The organism is Spongiactinospora sp. 9N601, from assembly GCF_044326295.1.
Classification (GTDB): domain Bacteria; phylum Actinomycetota; class Actinomycetes; order Streptosporangiales; family Streptosporangiaceae; genus Spongiactinospora; species Spongiactinospora gelatinilytica.
On sequence record NZ_JBIRBB010000003.1, the window covers coordinates 141,448 to 156,262 of the forward strand.

Sequence of the window (14,815 nt, forward strand, 5' to 3'; positions counted from 1 at the left end):
GCGGATCAGCCGACGGGCGCGGCCCGCGTGGCCGGTGGCGTGTAGCCGGGGGCGATCCCCTGCTCGGCCAGCCATTCGCGAAGACCCGGGATGGACGACGGGTCGCTCGCGACCTTGGCGGCGTAGTGCGACAGCGCCACCTCCTCGCCATCGGTGTAGAGCAGCCGGGCCGGGCCGGACCACGACAGCCGCCAGCGGGCCTCGCCGTGCTGGATCAGCACCGCCTCCAGCGCCTGCCCGAGCACGCCGCCGAGCAGCGTCTCCGATGGATTCCAGCCGAGCTGCCGCAGTTCGTGGGTGAGCGCCGCGGCCTGCCCCCTGGCCAGCGCCTCGAAGGCCGCGTCCAGGTACGGCAGCGGCGTGCCCATCACCCGCTGCCCGGCCACGGCGAGGTCGTGCAGCGCCTCGGCGTTGCGCATCTCGTACATCGCCGCCGCCACCATGTCCTCCCACGGCACCGGCCGCAGCGTGGCCAGGGCCTGCGGGGACCAGATGGTGCCCTCCACGGCGTTCGCCGCGACCGCCGGATCGACCAGCAGCGCCGTGGCCGGCCGCCGGTCCGGGACGTGCCCGGGGTCGGGCAGCGCGGCGATGGCGGCCAGCCGTTCGGCGAGGCTGGGATGGGAGTCGTAGGGCGAGGTGGTCTCCGGCTCCCCGGCGGCGGAGGCGAGTTCGGCCTGCCTGCCCGGTTCGGCCAGCATCGCCGAAAAGCCCGCCATGACCTGCGCCGGGCGGCTGCCCGCCGCGCCCGCCATGCTCACGTAGCCCGACATGAACAGGTCCCAGCCCAGCGCGGTGAAGCGGACCTTGCGCAGTGCGCCGCTCATCGCCTCACGGCCCGCGATGGTGACCGCGAACCGGTCGGCCTCCAGCTCCTGACGCCGCGAGACGGCCTGGGACACGCGCATGTAGAGCTTGGCGTAGGCGAGGAAGACGCGTTGCAGCACGGGGTGGCGGCCCAGGTGGCCGACGGCCGCGCCGAGTGCCACCCTGCCCCGGTAGACGGGCGCGCCGAGGCGGGTGTGCGCGCCGCTGTAGTGGCCGAGTTCGTGCCCGAGCACCGCGCGCATCTCGTCAACCGTGAGGGCCTGGAGCAGGGGCAGCCCGATGTACATCCGGCGGCGGGTGGCCACCAGGCCGAGCAGCCGCGTCTCCTCGCCCACCGCCGCGTTGACCTCGGCCACCAGCCGGATCTCGTCGGGCGGGGCGGTGCGCACCCGCTGGGCCAGGTCCGTGACGACCCGCCATAGCTCCGGCTCCTGCCGCTGGTCCACGGCCACGCCCGGTTCCTCGCCCGGTCTGGCCCGGCTGACCATCCACAGCGCCCTGGCGAGCGCGATGGCGGCGAGCGTCAGTACGGCGGCCACCTGGATGCCACGGGCGTGGAAATCGACGAACAGGTAAACGTCGAAGAAGACGGCGCCGGCGAAGATGAGACCGACCAGCGCGTAGAAACCCGCGAGCAGGGTGAAGGCCAGGGCGGCCCGTAGTGCGGTGGTCATCGGGGGAAGGACTCCAGGGGCGACGACATTGCCCACAAAAATAGTGGAATTCCCTGCGTTATATGACGAATCCTCGGGTGTGGGCCGCCGGTCACGCAGGTCCGCGCCGGGGTGCCCTGGTCGGCATCGGCCACGGGCGCCGGCCGGCGTTGTGCGAAGGTTCAGTGTTCTGCAAGCGGTTCTTCAGCGGCGTGGAACATTCTGGAGTCGTGAAGGTGCATGGCCCCGTCGAGCAGGAAAAGTGTCGGTGGCGCTCGGCAGAATGGGACATGCACGCACGCACGAGCGCCACCCTGAGAGGTGCCATCATGTGCCAGCACCAGCCGACCTGCCCCAATGCCTACTCTGCCGATCGCGAAGCCGCACACGTCATCGCCGCACACCCCGACCAGGGGTGGAGCCTGCTGTGCAACGGCGTCCTGCTCTTCGAGGACACCGGCCTGCTGCTGCCCGACGGCCGCGCGGTCGATCCGCACCGGGCGCCCGTCGCGGCCTAGCGCCGCCCGGCCGTCCGGTCGCGCCGCATTTCCGCCACGCCGCCCGTGGCGGCACGGTGACCTGCCTTCGGCGGAGGCAGGCAGGACGCCGTCCCCGCCCGGGTGGTCGTAACTTGCCGATGCGCGGGCGACTTGATGGCCCGGCCCCGGGTAGTCCTCCTTCGGAGCACGCGTTCGGGACGCGATGGGGGAGAGACCGTTGGCACGCTGTGAGACCTGCGGAAACGACTACGACATGGCTTTCGAGATCCGGGCGCAGGGGGTGACCCACATCTTCGACTCCTTCGAGTGCGCGATCCAGCGGATGGCCCCGGTGTGCGAGCACTGCGGCTGCCGGGTGATCGGGCACGGCGTACAGGCCGGCGACCGGTGGTACTGCTGCGCGCACTGCGCCCGCGAGGAGGGCGCCGACCAGATCGTGGACCGGGTGGGCGCGCCGGCCTGAACGGCCGGTCAGTTCGCGGTGAACCACAGGGTGACGTCGCCGAGATCGGCGGTCGGCCCTTCGGCCAGCGTGCGCACGGCCGCGCCGCGCCGGTCCAGCATGATCACTTCGGTGGTGCGGGGGCCGGACCGCACCGCGAGCAGGTGCAGGTCGTCCAGCCAGCCCCGGACGACGACCCGCTCGGGCAGCGGCACCGACGCCCGCCGCGCGCCGGAGGCGGCGTCCCACAGGCAGACGCTCACCGAAAGACCCGGGCAGGCCGTGCCGAACACCGTGCCCGCCCATGACCTCGCCGCGTTCATGCCGAGCAGTTGCCCGACGCCGCGGAACGAGCGCAGCACCCTGCCCTTGAGGTCGTGCACGGCGACCGTGCCTCCCGCGCTCTGGTGCAGCACCGTCGAGCCGTCCCCGCCCCAGTAGTAGGCCGAGTCGTGCCCTCCGGGCAGGGACACCACCGAGGCGGTCCGCGCCGCCGGATCGACGACGACGAAACCGTCGGTCTCCTTGCGTCCGGTGCCGGGCTCGGGATAGATGGTCAGCAACAGCAACCGGCCATCGCCGCGCCACACCGGAGAGGCGGTGTACGCCGGTCTGGCGACGCTCTTGATCCGCACCTCCTGCCCGCGCACCCGGTCGGCGATCCGGATCGTCTCGAAGCTCAGGTCGCTTGGGGCGCCTGCGGTCACGGAGGCCACATAGCCGCCGCCCGGTGAGGTGACGGGCTCCTGGAAGCCCCCATAGTAGGAGAAGCGACGGGTGCGCGGGTCGCGCACGTAGGACGGAAACCCGTCGCCCTCCCCGCGGCGGTCGATGTAGCTGGAGACCGACACGGGGTCGGCGGCGTTCTCGCGCAGGATGATCCCGGTGCCGGGGATGCGGAATTCGGAGGTCGACTTCACCGGCATCCGGCCGCCCTTGGGCGCGGGAGCCGTGGGAGGGGCCGATCTCGGTTCGGTGGGCCCGGACGTACGGGTGAGCAGGACGCCCGCCGCGACCGCCACCGCCACCGCGCAGGCCGCGGCCACAAGCACGACCGGCCACCGGCGGCGGCGCGCGGGAGGGGCGGCCGACTCCTGGCCCTCGGCCAGCAACCGCACCTCGGGCACCGGATGGCCGAGCAGGGTGAGCAGCGCCTGCGTCGCGGTGGGGCGCGCCTCCGGGTCCTTGGCCAGGCAGCGCGCGACCAGCTCGCGCAGCTCGCCGTCCAGGGCGCCGAGGTCCGGTTCGGTGTGCAGGATGCCGGCGATCACGGCCGTCAGGTCGCCCGAACCGAACGGCGGGCGGCCGGTCGCCGCGCACACGATCGTGGACCCCCAGGCGAACAGGTCCGCGGGCGGCCCCGAGGGCAGCCCGGCGAACTGCTCGGGCGCCATGAACGGCGGGGTGCCGAGCAGCCCCTCGCCGGTGGTCTCGGCGGCGTCCAGCGCGCGCGAGATGCCGAAGTCGATCACCCGCGGGCCGTCCCTGCTGAGCAGCACGTTCCCCGGCTTGAAGTCCTGGTGCACCACCCCGGCCTGGTGGATGGCGGCCAGCGCGGTGAGCGTGCCGATCGCCACGCGGCGCAGCTCGGCCCCGCTCATCGGCCCGCGTTCTTTGATCACCTGCGCCAGGCTGGGCCCGTCCACGAACTCGCTGACGATGTACGGCACGCCGCCCGACTCGCCGGTGTCCAGCACCTGGGCGGTGCAGAACGCCTTCACCCTGCGGGCGAGCCCGATCTCACCGGCCCACGCGCCGCGGGCGTCGCCATCGGCCAGGCCCGCCTGGATCAGCTTGATCGCCACCCGCTCACCGCCCGGCCCTTCGCCGAGCAGGACGACCCCCTGCCCGCCCTGCCCGAGCCTGCCGAGGATCGTGTACCCGCCGACCGCCGCCGGGTCGCCGGGCCGGAGCGGGGCGGCGGCCATCAGCGTGCCGGGCGGGCGAACTGAAGCGACGCCTTCAGCCGATGCACATCGGCGAGCACCCGCCTGGTCGCCCCGACGAAGTCGATGACCTTGACCTGGTCCGCGTCCTTCTTGCCCTTCACCGGATCCTGGACCAGCAGGTGGTTCTCGTTGAACCAGCCGAGGAGCTGCCCGCTCTCGTCGGCCGGCACGGTGGCCCTGCGGTTGCCGGTCCTGGCGTCCCACACGCAGTAGTTCTCCTCGTCCGGGCACACCGTGACGAACTGCCGGCCCGACGGGGAGAACCAGTCGCGGGAACGGGGCTTGCCCACCCAGTGGAAGGTCTTGGTGACCTGCCCGGACAGGTTGTAGTACTCCATCCCGGTGACCTTGCCGTCGTAGTAGCCGCGCGCGATCGTGCCGTCGGGGGTGAAGGTGAAGGCCAGCGCGGCGTCGTCGGTGTACTCCGTCCGGACGTGGGTGGCGGTCCGCGTGCGCACGTCGATGACCACGAAACCGGTGATCCGCCGGATCTTCTTGTCCTCGTGCACCGAGAGCACCACCTTGGAGCCGTCCCTCGACCACACCGGGGTCATGGTCGTCAGCGGCTTCTTCACGGTGGACACGGTGAACTGCTCGCCGGTGTCCGGGCGGAGGAACCGCACGTGGTCGGTGTCGGAGTCGCGGAACTTGAGCCACGGGTTGAGCACCACCCAGGTGCCGTCCGGCGACACCTGGGGCTCCTCGCCGGTGCCGACCTGCTTGAAGGCGCCTGCCTTGTCCCTGACGTAGCTGCCGAACGGGCTGGACACCTCCAGGTACGCCTGGAGGCGGAGCGGATCCTTCGGGTGCTCGTGCAGGGTCGCCTGGGCCCGGTCCAGCTTGAGGTCACTGGCGGCCTTGCCCTCGACCTTCTCCAGCGGGGCGGTCGTGGAGCCGGGGGTGACCTGCGGCTGGGCGGTGATCACCGAGGGCTGCGGAGTGGAAGTGGCCGGCGCTTTCCTGTCGTCCGCGACGGCCCGGCCGGGGCCGCCGGGGACCAGGAAGTAGACGCCGGTGCCCGCGATGAGCGCCCCGGCCAGGAACGCCGCCCCGGCCGTGAGGACGCCGCGTCCCCTGCCGACCGGCCGGGTCGTCCGGTCCTGCCGCGACGGCGGCGTGGCGGCCGACACCTGTGAGGTGAGCACGCTCGGCTCGCCCACCAGGCGCAGCAGCGCGTCGCCGGCCGGGGGCCGCCTGGCCGGGTCCTTGGCCAGGCAGGCGGTGATCAGGCCGTGCAGCTCGCCCAGGTCCGGGAGTTCGGGCTCGCCGTTGACGATCCGGTTGACCGTGCCGGCCATCGTGCCGCCGTCGAACGGCGAGCGGCCGGAGGCGGCTGCCGCCATGGTCGCCGCCCAGGAGAAGACGTCGGCCGCGGCGGTGGGCGGGCCTCCGCTCAGCCGTTCCGGCGCGGTGTAGGCGGGTAATTCCACCCTGCGGGTCGCCCCGGTCTCCGTCGAGGTCACCGCCCTGGCCACACCGAAGTTGATCACCCGGGGGCCGTCCGGGCCGAGCACCACGTTGCCCGGCCGCAGGTCGCCATGGACCAGCCCGGCCTGGTGGATCGCGACCAGCGCGGTCATCGTGCCCACCGCCAGCCGGTGCAGCCCGACCCCGGTCACCAGGCCGCCCGACTCGGCCAGCGTGGGCCCGTCGATGTACTCGCTGACGACGAACAGCCGGTCACCGTGGGTGCCGGTGGTGAGGACGCGTGCCGTGTAGAAGGCCGAGAACCCCTGGAGGGGCGCGATCACCCGGTGGAAGCGCTCGCGGTCCACGTCGGGGTGCAGCAGCTTCACCACGACCCGCTCACCCGTGCGCGTCTGGGCGACGAACACGTCGTCGCCCAGGCGTCCGGTCAGCCGGTGACCCCCTACCTCTGCGGGGTCGCCCGGCCGCAGCGCGCTGATCTCCGGCATCGGAATTCCTCCCACTCCGCCCGTAGATCACCAATTATGAGGGCAGGGCGGCCTGTGTCGTAGACCCGGAACATGACCGGGAGGGGTCCGCGTGGCGACCGGGGGTCAGCGCTCCAGGTCCTGCTCCCTGCCGAGCTGCTCGCCCTGCTCCGGACCGAAGCCGAGGTCGGGGCCCTGCTCGCGGCGCTGCTCCCGGCCGGGCTCGCGGCCGTCCTGCTGACCTTGCTCCCGGCCTTCCTGACTGCCCAGTTCCACGATGATGTCATTGCCGTCGCGGCCACCGTCGCCGTCGTCGTCGTCGGGCTCGGCCTTCTTCCTGGGCGCGCACGCCGAGCCGCAGCCGCCGAAGCGCGAGGAGTTGATCGGCTTGAAGGAGGTCTTCGGCACGCCCTTGAGCGCGCCCATCATCGTGTCCTTCCAGATCGGGCCGGGGATGGTGGCCCCGAACACCGACCCGTAGTACCGGCCGCCGATGGTCACGCCGTTCAGCTTGTGGTTGACCGCGCCGCGTGGGTCGCCGATGCTGACCGCTCCGGCCAGGTCGGGGGTGGTACCGGCGAACCAGGCGGTGGACTGGCTGTCGGTGGTGCCGGTCTTGCCCGCGGCGTCGCGGCCGATGCCGCCCACACCGCGCATGGTGCCCTTGGTGAACACGCCCTCGAGCACGTACGCGGCGGCGTCGGCGACCTCGGGGTCGATGGCCTGGCGGCACTTCGGCTTGTACTTGACGACCTTGCCGTCCCTGTCGGTGATCTGACTGATCGCCTTCGGCTCGCAGTACTTGCCGCGAGCGCCGAGCACCGCGAAGGCGTTGGCGACGGTCAGCGGGTCCATCTCGTTCACGCCGAGGGTGAAGACCGGGACCTCGACCAGGGGCAGCCCATCGGACCGCTTGATGCCCATCGCCTTGGCCGTCTTGATCACGTCGCACAGGCCGACCCGCTGCTCAAGGGCCATGAAGAAGGTGTTGACCGACCCCCAGGTGCCGGTCTGCAAGGTCCGGAAGCCGGGGGCGCCCTCGTCGTTGGTCACGGTGTGGCTGGGGTCGCCGACGCTTTGGCCCTTGCAGTTCTTGAAGCCGGAGTAGCCGGTGCTGAACCCGGCTCCCGCGGTCAGCCCGTCGTTCACCTTCATGCCCTCTGCCAGGGCGGTGACCAGGGTGAACATCTTGAACGTGGACCCGGCCTGAAAGCCCGTGCCGCCGCCGTGCCTGGCGTCGGCCACGACGTTGTAGGACATCTCCTTCTTGCGTTTGGAGTTGCCGTACGCGCGGCTGGAGGCCATCGCCTTGATCTCCCCGGTGCCCGGCTCGACCAGGGCCTCGGAGGCCATCGCGTAGTCGGTGGGCGAGACCCGCTTCTTGATCGCCTTGTCGGCGGCGGCCTGCATCTTCGGGTCGATCGTGGTCTTGATGGCGAGGCCGCCGCGGTTGAGGAACTCCAGCCGGGCCTTGGGGGTCTTGCCGAAGTCGGGGTTGTTCAGGATCTCCTGCCTGACGTACATGCAGAAGTAGGGGTACGGGCTGTTCTCACAGCCGCCGGGCAGCGGGGTGCCCTTGTATCCCAGTTTCTCCGCCTTGGCCTTGGCGGCGTCGGCCTTGCTGATCTTGTTCAGCTCGGCCATCCGGTCCAGCACGATGTTGCGCCGCTGGACCAGCGCGTCACGGTACTTCTTGCCGCGGTGCGGGTCGGTCGCGTTGGGCTCCTGTACGGCTCCCGCCAGCGTCGCCGCCTGGGCCAGCGACAGCTCCGACGCCTTGACGCCGAAGAACCGCTTGGCCGCCGCCTCCACCCCGTTGGCGCTCGCGCCGAAGTAGGCGATGTTCAGGTACTTCTCCAGGATCTGGTCCTTGGAGTACTTCTTCTCGATCGCCATCGCGTAGCGCAGCTCGTTGAGCTTGCGGGCGTAGCTGGCCTCGGTCGCCTTCGCCCGCTCCTTCTTGGAGTCGGCCTGGTTGAGCAGCACCTGCTTGACGTACTGCTGGGTGATGCTCGAACCGCCCTGGCTGACCCCGCCGGAGTGGAGGTTGGTGGCCAGGGCGCGGATCGTGCCCTCGATGTCGATGGGACCGTGCTGGTAGAAGCGGTAGTCCTCGATGGAGATGATCGCCGTCTTCATGATGTCGGCGATCTGGTCGAGCGGGACGACCTCGCGGTACTCCTCGTAGAACTGGGCGATCTGCTTACCGTCCGCGTCCAGGACCGTGGTGCGCTCGGCGAGCGGGGGCTCCTTGAGGTCTTCCGGATTGAGGTTGAGCTCTTCCTTGACCGCGACGACGCCCAGCCCAACGCCGCCCACGGCGGGCAGGGCGACTCCGGCGGCGAGGACCCCGGCGGCGACGCCCATGACGGCCAGCGCTGCGATCTTTGAGCCGGACCCGGCCAGACTCATCCCCCGTTTCGACATGTGACTAGATTATGGGGTATTCGTGGTGGCCTTGAGACCGGATTGGCGCACCAGGGCAGAGGCGGTCCGGCTGCACATTGGTGACTCTGCGACCAGTCAATACTGACTGTGCCTGTATTGCTACAGAGGGTAATAATCGAGGAAACGCACCGCCCACAGGAAGGGAACCCCATGCGTTTCTCGCGCAGGATCACCGCGCTCGCCTTCGCCGGCGGCCTGGCCGCCGTGGCGCTCGCCACCCCCGCCGCCGCCACGCTCGAGCCCGCACCCGCCCCGGCCCCGGCGCCCGCCGTGCAGTGCTCCAACACCAACCTCATCGGCAACGTGATCAACCTCGACGTGCCGATCATCTCCTCGCAGCCGCAGGGGAGCTGCAACAACAGTTGATCTGACCGGCGACACGTCGCGGAGATCCCTGGCGGGGGTCTCCGCGACGCCCGTTCCGGGGCGTTCAGAACAGCCCGGCGGGCAGCGAGACGGGGCCTGTGGCGGTGTGGACGGTGAGGGTCCCTTCCGGGCCGGGGGTGACGTCGAGGTCGCCGGGGCCGGGCACGATCAGGGTCAGCAGGCGGGAGGCGGCGGGCGAGACCACGGTCACCGACTCCGTCCTGCGGAGGTAGCCGGTGCAGACCGTGCCCTGACGTACGAGCTGGCCTGGGGCGGGCGCGTGGTCCGGCGGCCGGAGCTGGAGGAGGGTGACGCGCCGGTCGCCTGCGGCGAGCGTCACCCGGCCCTCGCCGGTGGCCGCGACGCGCAGCGCGGGGGCGAAGTGCCACAGGTTGCGCAGCGTCCGACCGGCGGGCGCCTCGTCGAGCACCGCCATCAGGTCCGGGCCGTGGTGGACCAGTACCGTGCGAGTGCGCCGCACGCCGTACGCCTCGTCGGAGAGCCGGTAGCACTGCCTGGACGGCCCGATGGCGGAGGCGTCCAGCGAGGTCGCCGTGCCCGGCCTGAACTCGGCCTCCTGCACGATCGGCACGTTGTGCGCCTCGGGGGAGAGGGTCCACCGCCTGAACTCGGTCCGCTCATAGGAGTCGAACCCCGCCTCGACCAGTACGTCGTGCCCGCCCGCCTGGTAAGTGACGCCGAGATGGTCCTCATGGCCGTGCAGCCGCCTTCCCGGCCCGAACCGGAGCGAGTAGTAGGCGGCCTCCGGGTCGTCCCACGCCGTGCGGCCGAACGCGTAGCCGGCGTCGAACACCCGCGCCGTGGACGTCTGCGCGCCGCCGAACCGGGGCGGACGGGTGTCGGCGGGGCTGTCGCCGAGCGGTGCGAGCCGTCCGTCCGGCTGGGTGGCGTGCGCGATGTAGTGCGCGAGGACCGCGCGGCGCGCGGTGAGCCGCCCGGGCACCTCCAGGCCGCTGTTCTCGATGAGCCGCAGCGCGGCGCCCAGCCGCCGGTGTACGTACACCCCGTAGCGGGGGGCCTGCTCGTGCAGCGCGCCCTGCTCGTCGATGGCCAGTTCGGCGGAGGCGGTCATGCGGTCGATCGCCAGGCGTGTCCTGGTCGCGTCGCCCAGCCGCCGCCCGATCAGCAGCAGCGCGATGTCCTGGTCCAGGCCGTGGTTGTGGCCCTCGCGGTACAGGGCGGGGTCGGCGAGCACGTTGGCGTGCTCGGCGAGGGAGACGGCCAGCCACGGGTCGAGCACGTGGGCGCTCAGCGCCACCAGCGCCGGCCCGCGCAGCGCGACCGCGTGCTCGGCCCAGGCCCACTCGCTGACGTCCGCGCCGCGGCGCGGGTTGCTCCGCGCCCAGTCGCGGGCGATGTCGGTGGCGCGTTCCAGATGGTCGTGCTCACCGGACCTTTCGTACTCCACGACCAGGCGTCCCATCCAGCGCAGCGTGTGCAGGTTGAGCGCCCAGGACCGGTTCCGGTGCGGGTCCGAGTGCCAGTCGATGCCCCCGGCGGGCGTGCGGCCGAGTTCGGTGGGCGGCTGTCCGGCGAAGGTGACCACCCCGCGCGCCACCTCGGCGGCGTCGGCCGCGGGGAACAGGCTCGCGAGCGCGTCGGCGGTGATGTCCGGGGGCGGGGGATCCAGCGCGCGGCGGCGGCCGGGCACGGGCTTTCTGCGGGCATGCCAGAACAAGCGCTTGCTCCATTTCGGGCGACGGCCGAGCGCACGGCCGTGCTGGGGGAAGGTGCCGGTTCAGCCGGTCAGGACGGCGAAGGCGCGGGCGGAATCCGTGGCGGGGACGGCTCCTTGGCGGTCCAGCCTGCCGAAAGGACGAGTTCGGAGCGTTCTTCCGCGCCCGGCCCCTGGTCCGTGGAGGACAGGACCTGAGAGGTGCGCGGGTCGATGATCAGCGTCCGCAGTACCGGCGAGTTCGAACGCCGCACGGTGAAGGAGAACCCGGCCCCCTTCCGGCCCCGCTCGTCGGCGGTCTCGCCGAGGTACCGCACCTCCGGCAGCCCGGCGAGCACCCGGTAGGCGGCGGCGCGCACGCCGGGCGGGGAGGGCTTGCTCCACAGCAGCCCGCACATCGCGTCGGCGAGCAGGCCGTCGGGCGCGTCCGCGGGCAGCATGCCGCGCACCCGGCGTTCCAGATCGGCCGGATCGGCAGGCAGCCGCTGCGTCTGCGCCACGGTGAGGTCGCGCCCGGCGATGCTGAACGGCGCGCGGTCGCTGACCGGGGTCAGGTCGCCCTTGCCCGGCGAGGTGCGCAGCGCCACGCCGTACCAGGCGGACGGCGAGCCGTCCCGGCGCCAGGCGGCCTCGTCGGCGGGAGACCTGGGGCGGGTGCCGAGGTCACGATCGCCCTGCCAGTGGCGACCGTCCTCGGTGGCCCACTGCTCGCTCAGCCGCTCGGTCACGATCTGGTGGCCTGCGACCTGCCGGATCTCGCTGCGGAGCCTGCTGACATGCCAGTAGGCCCCCGCGGGCTCGCCCGGAACGGCCGCGGCGGCGGTCGCGGCGGCCAGCAGTACCGACCGCCCGGCCAAGGTGGCGGTGGGCGCGGGCAGCGCGGTGCCCACGACGACTGCCACCGCGGTGGCGGCGGCCAGCATCCAGGGCAGCCGGGCGCGGCGGCGGCGCTCGTTCTCCAGCCTCGCGCGTACCCGGGCGGCGGCGGAAGGATGGGGTGGCGGCGGCTCGCCGTACAGCTCCCGCAGCTCGTGCAGTTCGGGCAGGTCCTCGTGCGGCTTACCCATGCTCGGCCTCCGCGACGAGCATCGGATTGGCGCTGCCCAGCGAGCCGCGGAGTTTGCGCCTGGCCCGGCTCAGCCGGGAGCCGACCGTGCCGTAGGGGATGCCGAGCGCCGCCGCGACCTCCTCGTGGCTCAGCCCGGCGAGCGCGACGAGCAACAGCACGTCGCGGTCGCGCCGGTCGAGCGCCGCGACCGCCGCCGCCAGGCTGGGCCGCAGGCTCTGCGCGCTCACCCGCACCGCGACCCGGTCCTCGTGCCCCGGCGCGTCCGGATCGACGCCGTGCCGGGCCAGCGCCCGCAGCGTCCGCACCTCCAGCCGCCGCTGCCTGCCGATCAGGTTCGTGGCGATGCCGTACAGCCAGGACCGGACCGTCGCCCGCGCCGGATCGTAGGAGGCCCGCTTGCGAAACGCCACCAGGAACGTCTCGGCCACGACGTCTTCCGCGTTGTCGGGGCCGAGCCGCTGGGCCGCGTAGCGGTGGATCTCCGCGAAAAAGGCGTCGAAGACCTCGGCGAACCGCTCGGTGTCGGCCAGCGGGCGCGCCGCCGTCTCCCCGCCCGCCGCCGGGCCCGCCCACGAGATCGCGGTCACACCGGCCTCCACCGGGTAGATCTCCCCGTCATGTACAGCCTTTCGCGATGCGGGAACGTCGGACACTCCTTACTCTCCCGATCCCGCGATTCACTTTCACGCCGTCTGGAGGGCCATCGCCGATCTTGTGGATTTCGTGAAACTTGGGTGGTTCGGTACAGGACCGTCGGCATGTTACTGGGGCGGGGGATGCGGCATGATGGGCGCAGCCTGGCGCGAGCGGGAACGAGGCTCACCTTGATCACTTCTACGACGGGCCCGCGGCCCGCTGACTTCACCGACGTCCGGGCGACCAACCTCGCGGTGGTCTTGAGGTTCGTGCGGGAGAACGCGCCGTGCTCACGGGCCGACATCGCCGCCTCGACCGGGCTGAACAAGGCGACCGTCTCCAGCCTGGTGGCCGATCTGATCGAGCGGCGGCTGGTACGCGAGACCGGGCTCACCGAGAACCGCGTCGGCCGCCCGGCGACGATGCTCGTGCTGGACGGCTCGCCGTACGCGGCGGCCGGGATCGAGGTGAACGTCGACGGCCTGACCGTGGTGGCGGTCGACCTGTCGGGACGGCAGGTGCTGACCTTACGCAAGTCCTTTCCCGGTATCGGTGCGTCGGCGAGCCAGGCGGTGGCCGCGGTGGCGGCGCTGGCCCGCCGTACGGTCAACCGGATGGTCAGGGAGGAGCGGCGGGTCCTCGGGCTGGTCGTGGCCGTTCCCGGGCTCGTGGGCGTGGAGGGCAGGGTGCGCTTCGCGCCCAACCTGAACTGGCATGACGTGGACCTGGCGCACGACCTCGCGGCGGCGCTGCGCGACCCGGAGTTCCCCATCCAGGTGGACAACGACGCCAATCTCGGCGCGCTGGCCGAGCACCGCTTCGGCCCATACGGGGGCGCGGGCAACCTGGTCTACCTCACCGGCGAGGTCGGCGTCGGCGCGGGGGTGATCGTGGACGGGCGGCTGCTGCGCGGCGGCCAGGGGTTCAGCGGCGAACTCGGCCATGTGCAGGTCGATCCCGCGGGGCCGCGGTGCGGCTGCGGGCGGCTCGGCTGCCTGGAGGCCGTCGCCGGGATCGGCGCGGTGTTCGGCCGGTTCTCCGAGGGCGGCCCCGCGGTCTCCCCGGCCGTCGTGGCGCCGGAGATCGACGAGGTGGTACGCCTGGCCCGGGCGGGCGACCGGGCCACCCTCGCGGTGCTCGCCGACATCGGCGGCAGCCTGGGCAAGGGCGTGGCGATCCTGGCCAACCTGCTCAATCCGCAGGCCGTGGTGCTCGGCGGTCACTACGTGCCGCTCGCGCCCTGGCTGATCCCCGCGGCCGAGGCCGAGGCGCGCGTCCGCACGATCGCCCCGGACGCCGGCGGCTGCCGGATCGTGGCCTCCACCCTCGGGTACGGCGCGGCGGCCCTCGGCGGCGCGGCCCGCGTCCTCGACTCCATCGAGTCCGGCCGCCTCCCCGCCCGCCCCTGAGTCACGCCTCCAGAATTCGTGGCCGTCCGTCCCACGGACGGACGACGACCTCTGGCCGTTCTGGGCGGTGTTTCGAGGATCACCGCCGTCCGTCACCTGGCGTTCCTGAGCCGGGCTTTTCAGGGTTCGTCGTCGTTCGCCGGGCGGGTGGTGGGCGGGCGGCGGCCTCCGGTCTTGCGTGCGGCCGGGCGTTGGGGAGCGCTGTCGCGACCGCCCGCGACCAGGGTGTCGCCGGACTCGGGGGCCGGTGGGTGCTCCGGGGGCTTGGCGGCGGGCGGCCGGGACCGTGGGGCGCGGGAGGGTCTGCCGGCCTTGGCGGCGTCGTCTTCGGCCGGGTCCCCGGTACCGGGCTCGGCCGCCGTGTCCTTCTCCTCACGGGGCGCGGCGGTCACCGCGGGCGCGGGGTCGGCCTCCCGCCAGGAGGCCAGTACGTGATCGGCCTCGGCGTCGGCGGCGAAGTCGTCGGCCTGTTCCGCCTCGCGGCGCTTGATGACCACCATGTGGTCCACCGACACCCGCCCGGCCCCGCCCACCGCCAGCAGGATCGAGGCCGCGCCCAGCGCGATGATCAGATCGACGTCGCCGGTCAGCGGCAGGCTCTGGTCGCCGCTCGCGATCACGAAGACGGCCAGGGCCTCGGCGAACAGCAGCAGCCCGCACGGCCCCACCACCAGGCCCGCGACCAGCAGCGCCCCGCCGATCAGCTCGGTCAGCATGGTCACCGCCGCCCAAACCTGCGGGGCCGGGGCCTGGAGGGTGGCGAACTGCTCCGCCGTCTGGTTCAGCCCGGCCTCCAGCTTGTGCCAGCCGGTGGCGAAGAAGATGCCGCCCACGCCCAGCCTGGCGGCGAGCGAGGCGAGGTCGTGGAGAGTACGGCGCACGTCACTCATCATTCCCCGCCCTGTCGTGGTTGCCCATAGCCGA

The 14,815-nt window shown here is 72.4% G+C and carries 12 protein-coding genes; 4 read left to right on the forward strand and 8 right to left on the reverse strand.

Annotated features, from left to right (window positions below):
- Positions 1-5 precede the first annotated feature (5 nt).
- Complete coding sequence (locus tag ACH34R_RS07645) at positions 6-1,502, reverse strand: M48 family metalloprotease (protein ID WP_397560577.1); 1,497 nt, start codon at positions 1,500-1,502, stop codon at positions 6-8.
- 308 nt (positions 1,503-1,810) lie between these two features.
- On the opposite strand from ACH34R_RS07645, the gene ACH34R_RS07650 reads away from it, so the two are divergent.
- Together ACH34R_RS07650 and ACH34R_RS07655 are read left to right on the forward strand one after the other, a co-directional pair.
- A complete protein-coding gene (locus ACH34R_RS07650) occupies positions 1,811-1,999 on the forward strand; it encodes a DUF5999 family protein (RefSeq protein ID WP_111171765.1) in 189 nt (62 codons plus the stop codon).
- A 199-nt stretch (positions 2,000-2,198) separates the two neighbouring features.
- Positions 2,199-2,444, forward strand: a complete 246-nt coding sequence (locus tag ACH34R_RS07655) for a hypothetical protein (RefSeq protein ID WP_397560578.1) — start codon at positions 2,199-2,201, stop codon at positions 2,442-2,444.
- A gap of 8 nt (positions 2,445-2,452) precedes the next feature.
- On the opposite strand, the gene ACH34R_RS07660 is transcribed toward ACH34R_RS07655, so the two are convergent.
- The 3 genes from ACH34R_RS07660 to ACH34R_RS07670 all read right to left on the reverse strand — a co-directional run bounded on the left by ACH34R_RS07660 (position 2,453) and on the right by ACH34R_RS07670 (position 8,694).
- The gene (locus ACH34R_RS07660; RefSeq protein ID WP_397560579.1) at positions 2,453-4,351 is read right to left on the reverse strand and encodes a serine/threonine-protein kinase; all 1,899 of its coding nucleotides are present in this window, start codon (positions 4,349-4,351) and stop codon (positions 2,453-2,455) included.
- On the reverse strand, positions 4,351-6,288 hold the full coding sequence (locus ACH34R_RS07665) for a protein kinase (protein ID WP_397560580.1): 1,938 nt from the start codon (positions 6,286-6,288) through the stop codon (positions 4,351-4,353). Before ACH34R_RS07665 ends, ACH34R_RS07660 begins: the two co-directional genes overlap by 1 nt.
- A 105-nt stretch (positions 6,289-6,393) precedes the next feature.
- Complete coding sequence (locus ACH34R_RS07670) at positions 6,394-8,694, reverse strand: transglycosylase domain-containing protein (protein WP_397560581.1); 2,301 nt, start codon at positions 8,692-8,694, stop codon at positions 6,394-6,396.
- Between the two features lie 171 nt (positions 8,695-8,865).
- Between ACH34R_RS07670 and ACH34R_RS07675 the strand changes: the two genes are divergently transcribed.
- Positions 8,866-9,081, forward strand: a complete 216-nt coding sequence (locus tag ACH34R_RS07675; RefSeq protein WP_397560582.1) for a hypothetical protein — start codon at positions 8,866-8,868, stop codon at positions 9,079-9,081.
- A gap of 64 nt (positions 9,082-9,145) precedes the next feature.
- Here the strand turns inward: ACH34R_RS07675 and ACH34R_RS07680 are convergent, their stop codons facing one another.
- The 3 genes from ACH34R_RS07680 to ACH34R_RS07690 all read right to left on the reverse strand — a co-directional run bounded on the left by ACH34R_RS07680 (position 9,146) and on the right by ACH34R_RS07690 (position 12,433).
- Positions 9,146-10,780 carry a heparinase II/III family protein gene (locus ACH34R_RS07680; RefSeq protein WP_397560583.1) on the reverse strand — a complete coding sequence of 545 codons (1,635 nt, stop codon included), beginning with the start codon at positions 10,778-10,780 and terminating at the stop codon, positions 9,146-9,148.
- A 68-nt stretch (positions 10,781-10,848) separates the two neighbouring features.
- Positions 10,849-11,844 (reverse strand): CU044_5270 family protein, encoded by a 996-nt coding sequence (locus ACH34R_RS07685; RefSeq protein WP_397560584.1) that lies wholly within the window; start codon positions 11,842-11,844, stop codon positions 10,849-10,851.
- Positions 11,837-12,433, reverse strand: a complete 597-nt coding sequence (locus tag ACH34R_RS07690; RefSeq protein ID WP_397560585.1) for an RNA polymerase sigma factor — start codon at positions 12,431-12,433, stop codon at positions 11,837-11,839. The genes ACH34R_RS07685 and ACH34R_RS07690 overlap by 8 nt, the downstream gene beginning before the upstream one ends.
- Before the next feature lie 237 nt (positions 12,434-12,670).
- On the opposite strand from ACH34R_RS07690, the gene ACH34R_RS07695 reads away from it, so the two are divergent.
- Positions 12,671-13,891, forward strand: coding sequence for an ROK family protein (locus tag ACH34R_RS07695; protein ID WP_397560586.1), 1,221 nt, complete (start codon positions 12,671-12,673; stop codon positions 13,889-13,891).
- A 119-nt stretch (positions 13,892-14,010) separates the two neighbouring features.
- Here the strand turns inward: ACH34R_RS07695 and ACH34R_RS07700 are convergent, their stop codons facing one another.
- Positions 14,011-14,772, reverse strand: a complete 762-nt coding sequence (locus tag ACH34R_RS07700; RefSeq protein WP_397560587.1) for a DoxX family membrane protein — start codon at positions 14,770-14,772, stop codon at positions 14,011-14,013.
- Between the last annotated feature and the right edge of the window lie 43 nt (positions 14,773-14,815).

Excerpts from the sequence above, each read along its gene's own strand:
- ACH34R_RS07645 (WP_397560577.1), bottom strand. The coding sequence starts at position 1,502 with ATGACCACCGCACTACGGGCCGCCCTGGCCTTCACCCTGCTCGCGGGT.
- ACH34R_RS07675 (WP_397560582.1), top strand. The coding sequence starts at position 8,866 with ATGCGTTTCTCGCGCAGGATCACCGCGCTCGCCTTCGCCGGCGGCCTG.
- ACH34R_RS07685 (WP_397560584.1), bottom strand. The coding sequence starts at position 11,844 with ATGGGTAAGCCGCACGAGGACCTGCCCGAACTGCACGAGCTGCGGGAG.
- ACH34R_RS07670 (WP_397560581.1), bottom strand. The coding sequence starts at position 8,694 with ATGTCGAAACGGGGGATGAGTCTGGCCGGGTCCGGCTCAAAGATCGCA.
- ACH34R_RS07665 (WP_397560580.1), bottom strand. The coding sequence starts at position 6,288 with ATGCCGGAGATCAGCGCGCTGCGGCCGGGCGACCCCGCAGAGGTAGGG.
- ACH34R_RS07650 (WP_111171765.1), top strand. The coding sequence starts at position 1,811 with ATGTGCCAGCACCAGCCGACCTGCCCCAATGCCTACTCTGCCGATCGC.
- ACH34R_RS07660 (WP_397560579.1), bottom strand. The coding sequence starts at position 4,351 with ATGGCCGCCGCCCCGCTCCGGCCCGGCGACCCGGCGGCGGTCGGCGGG.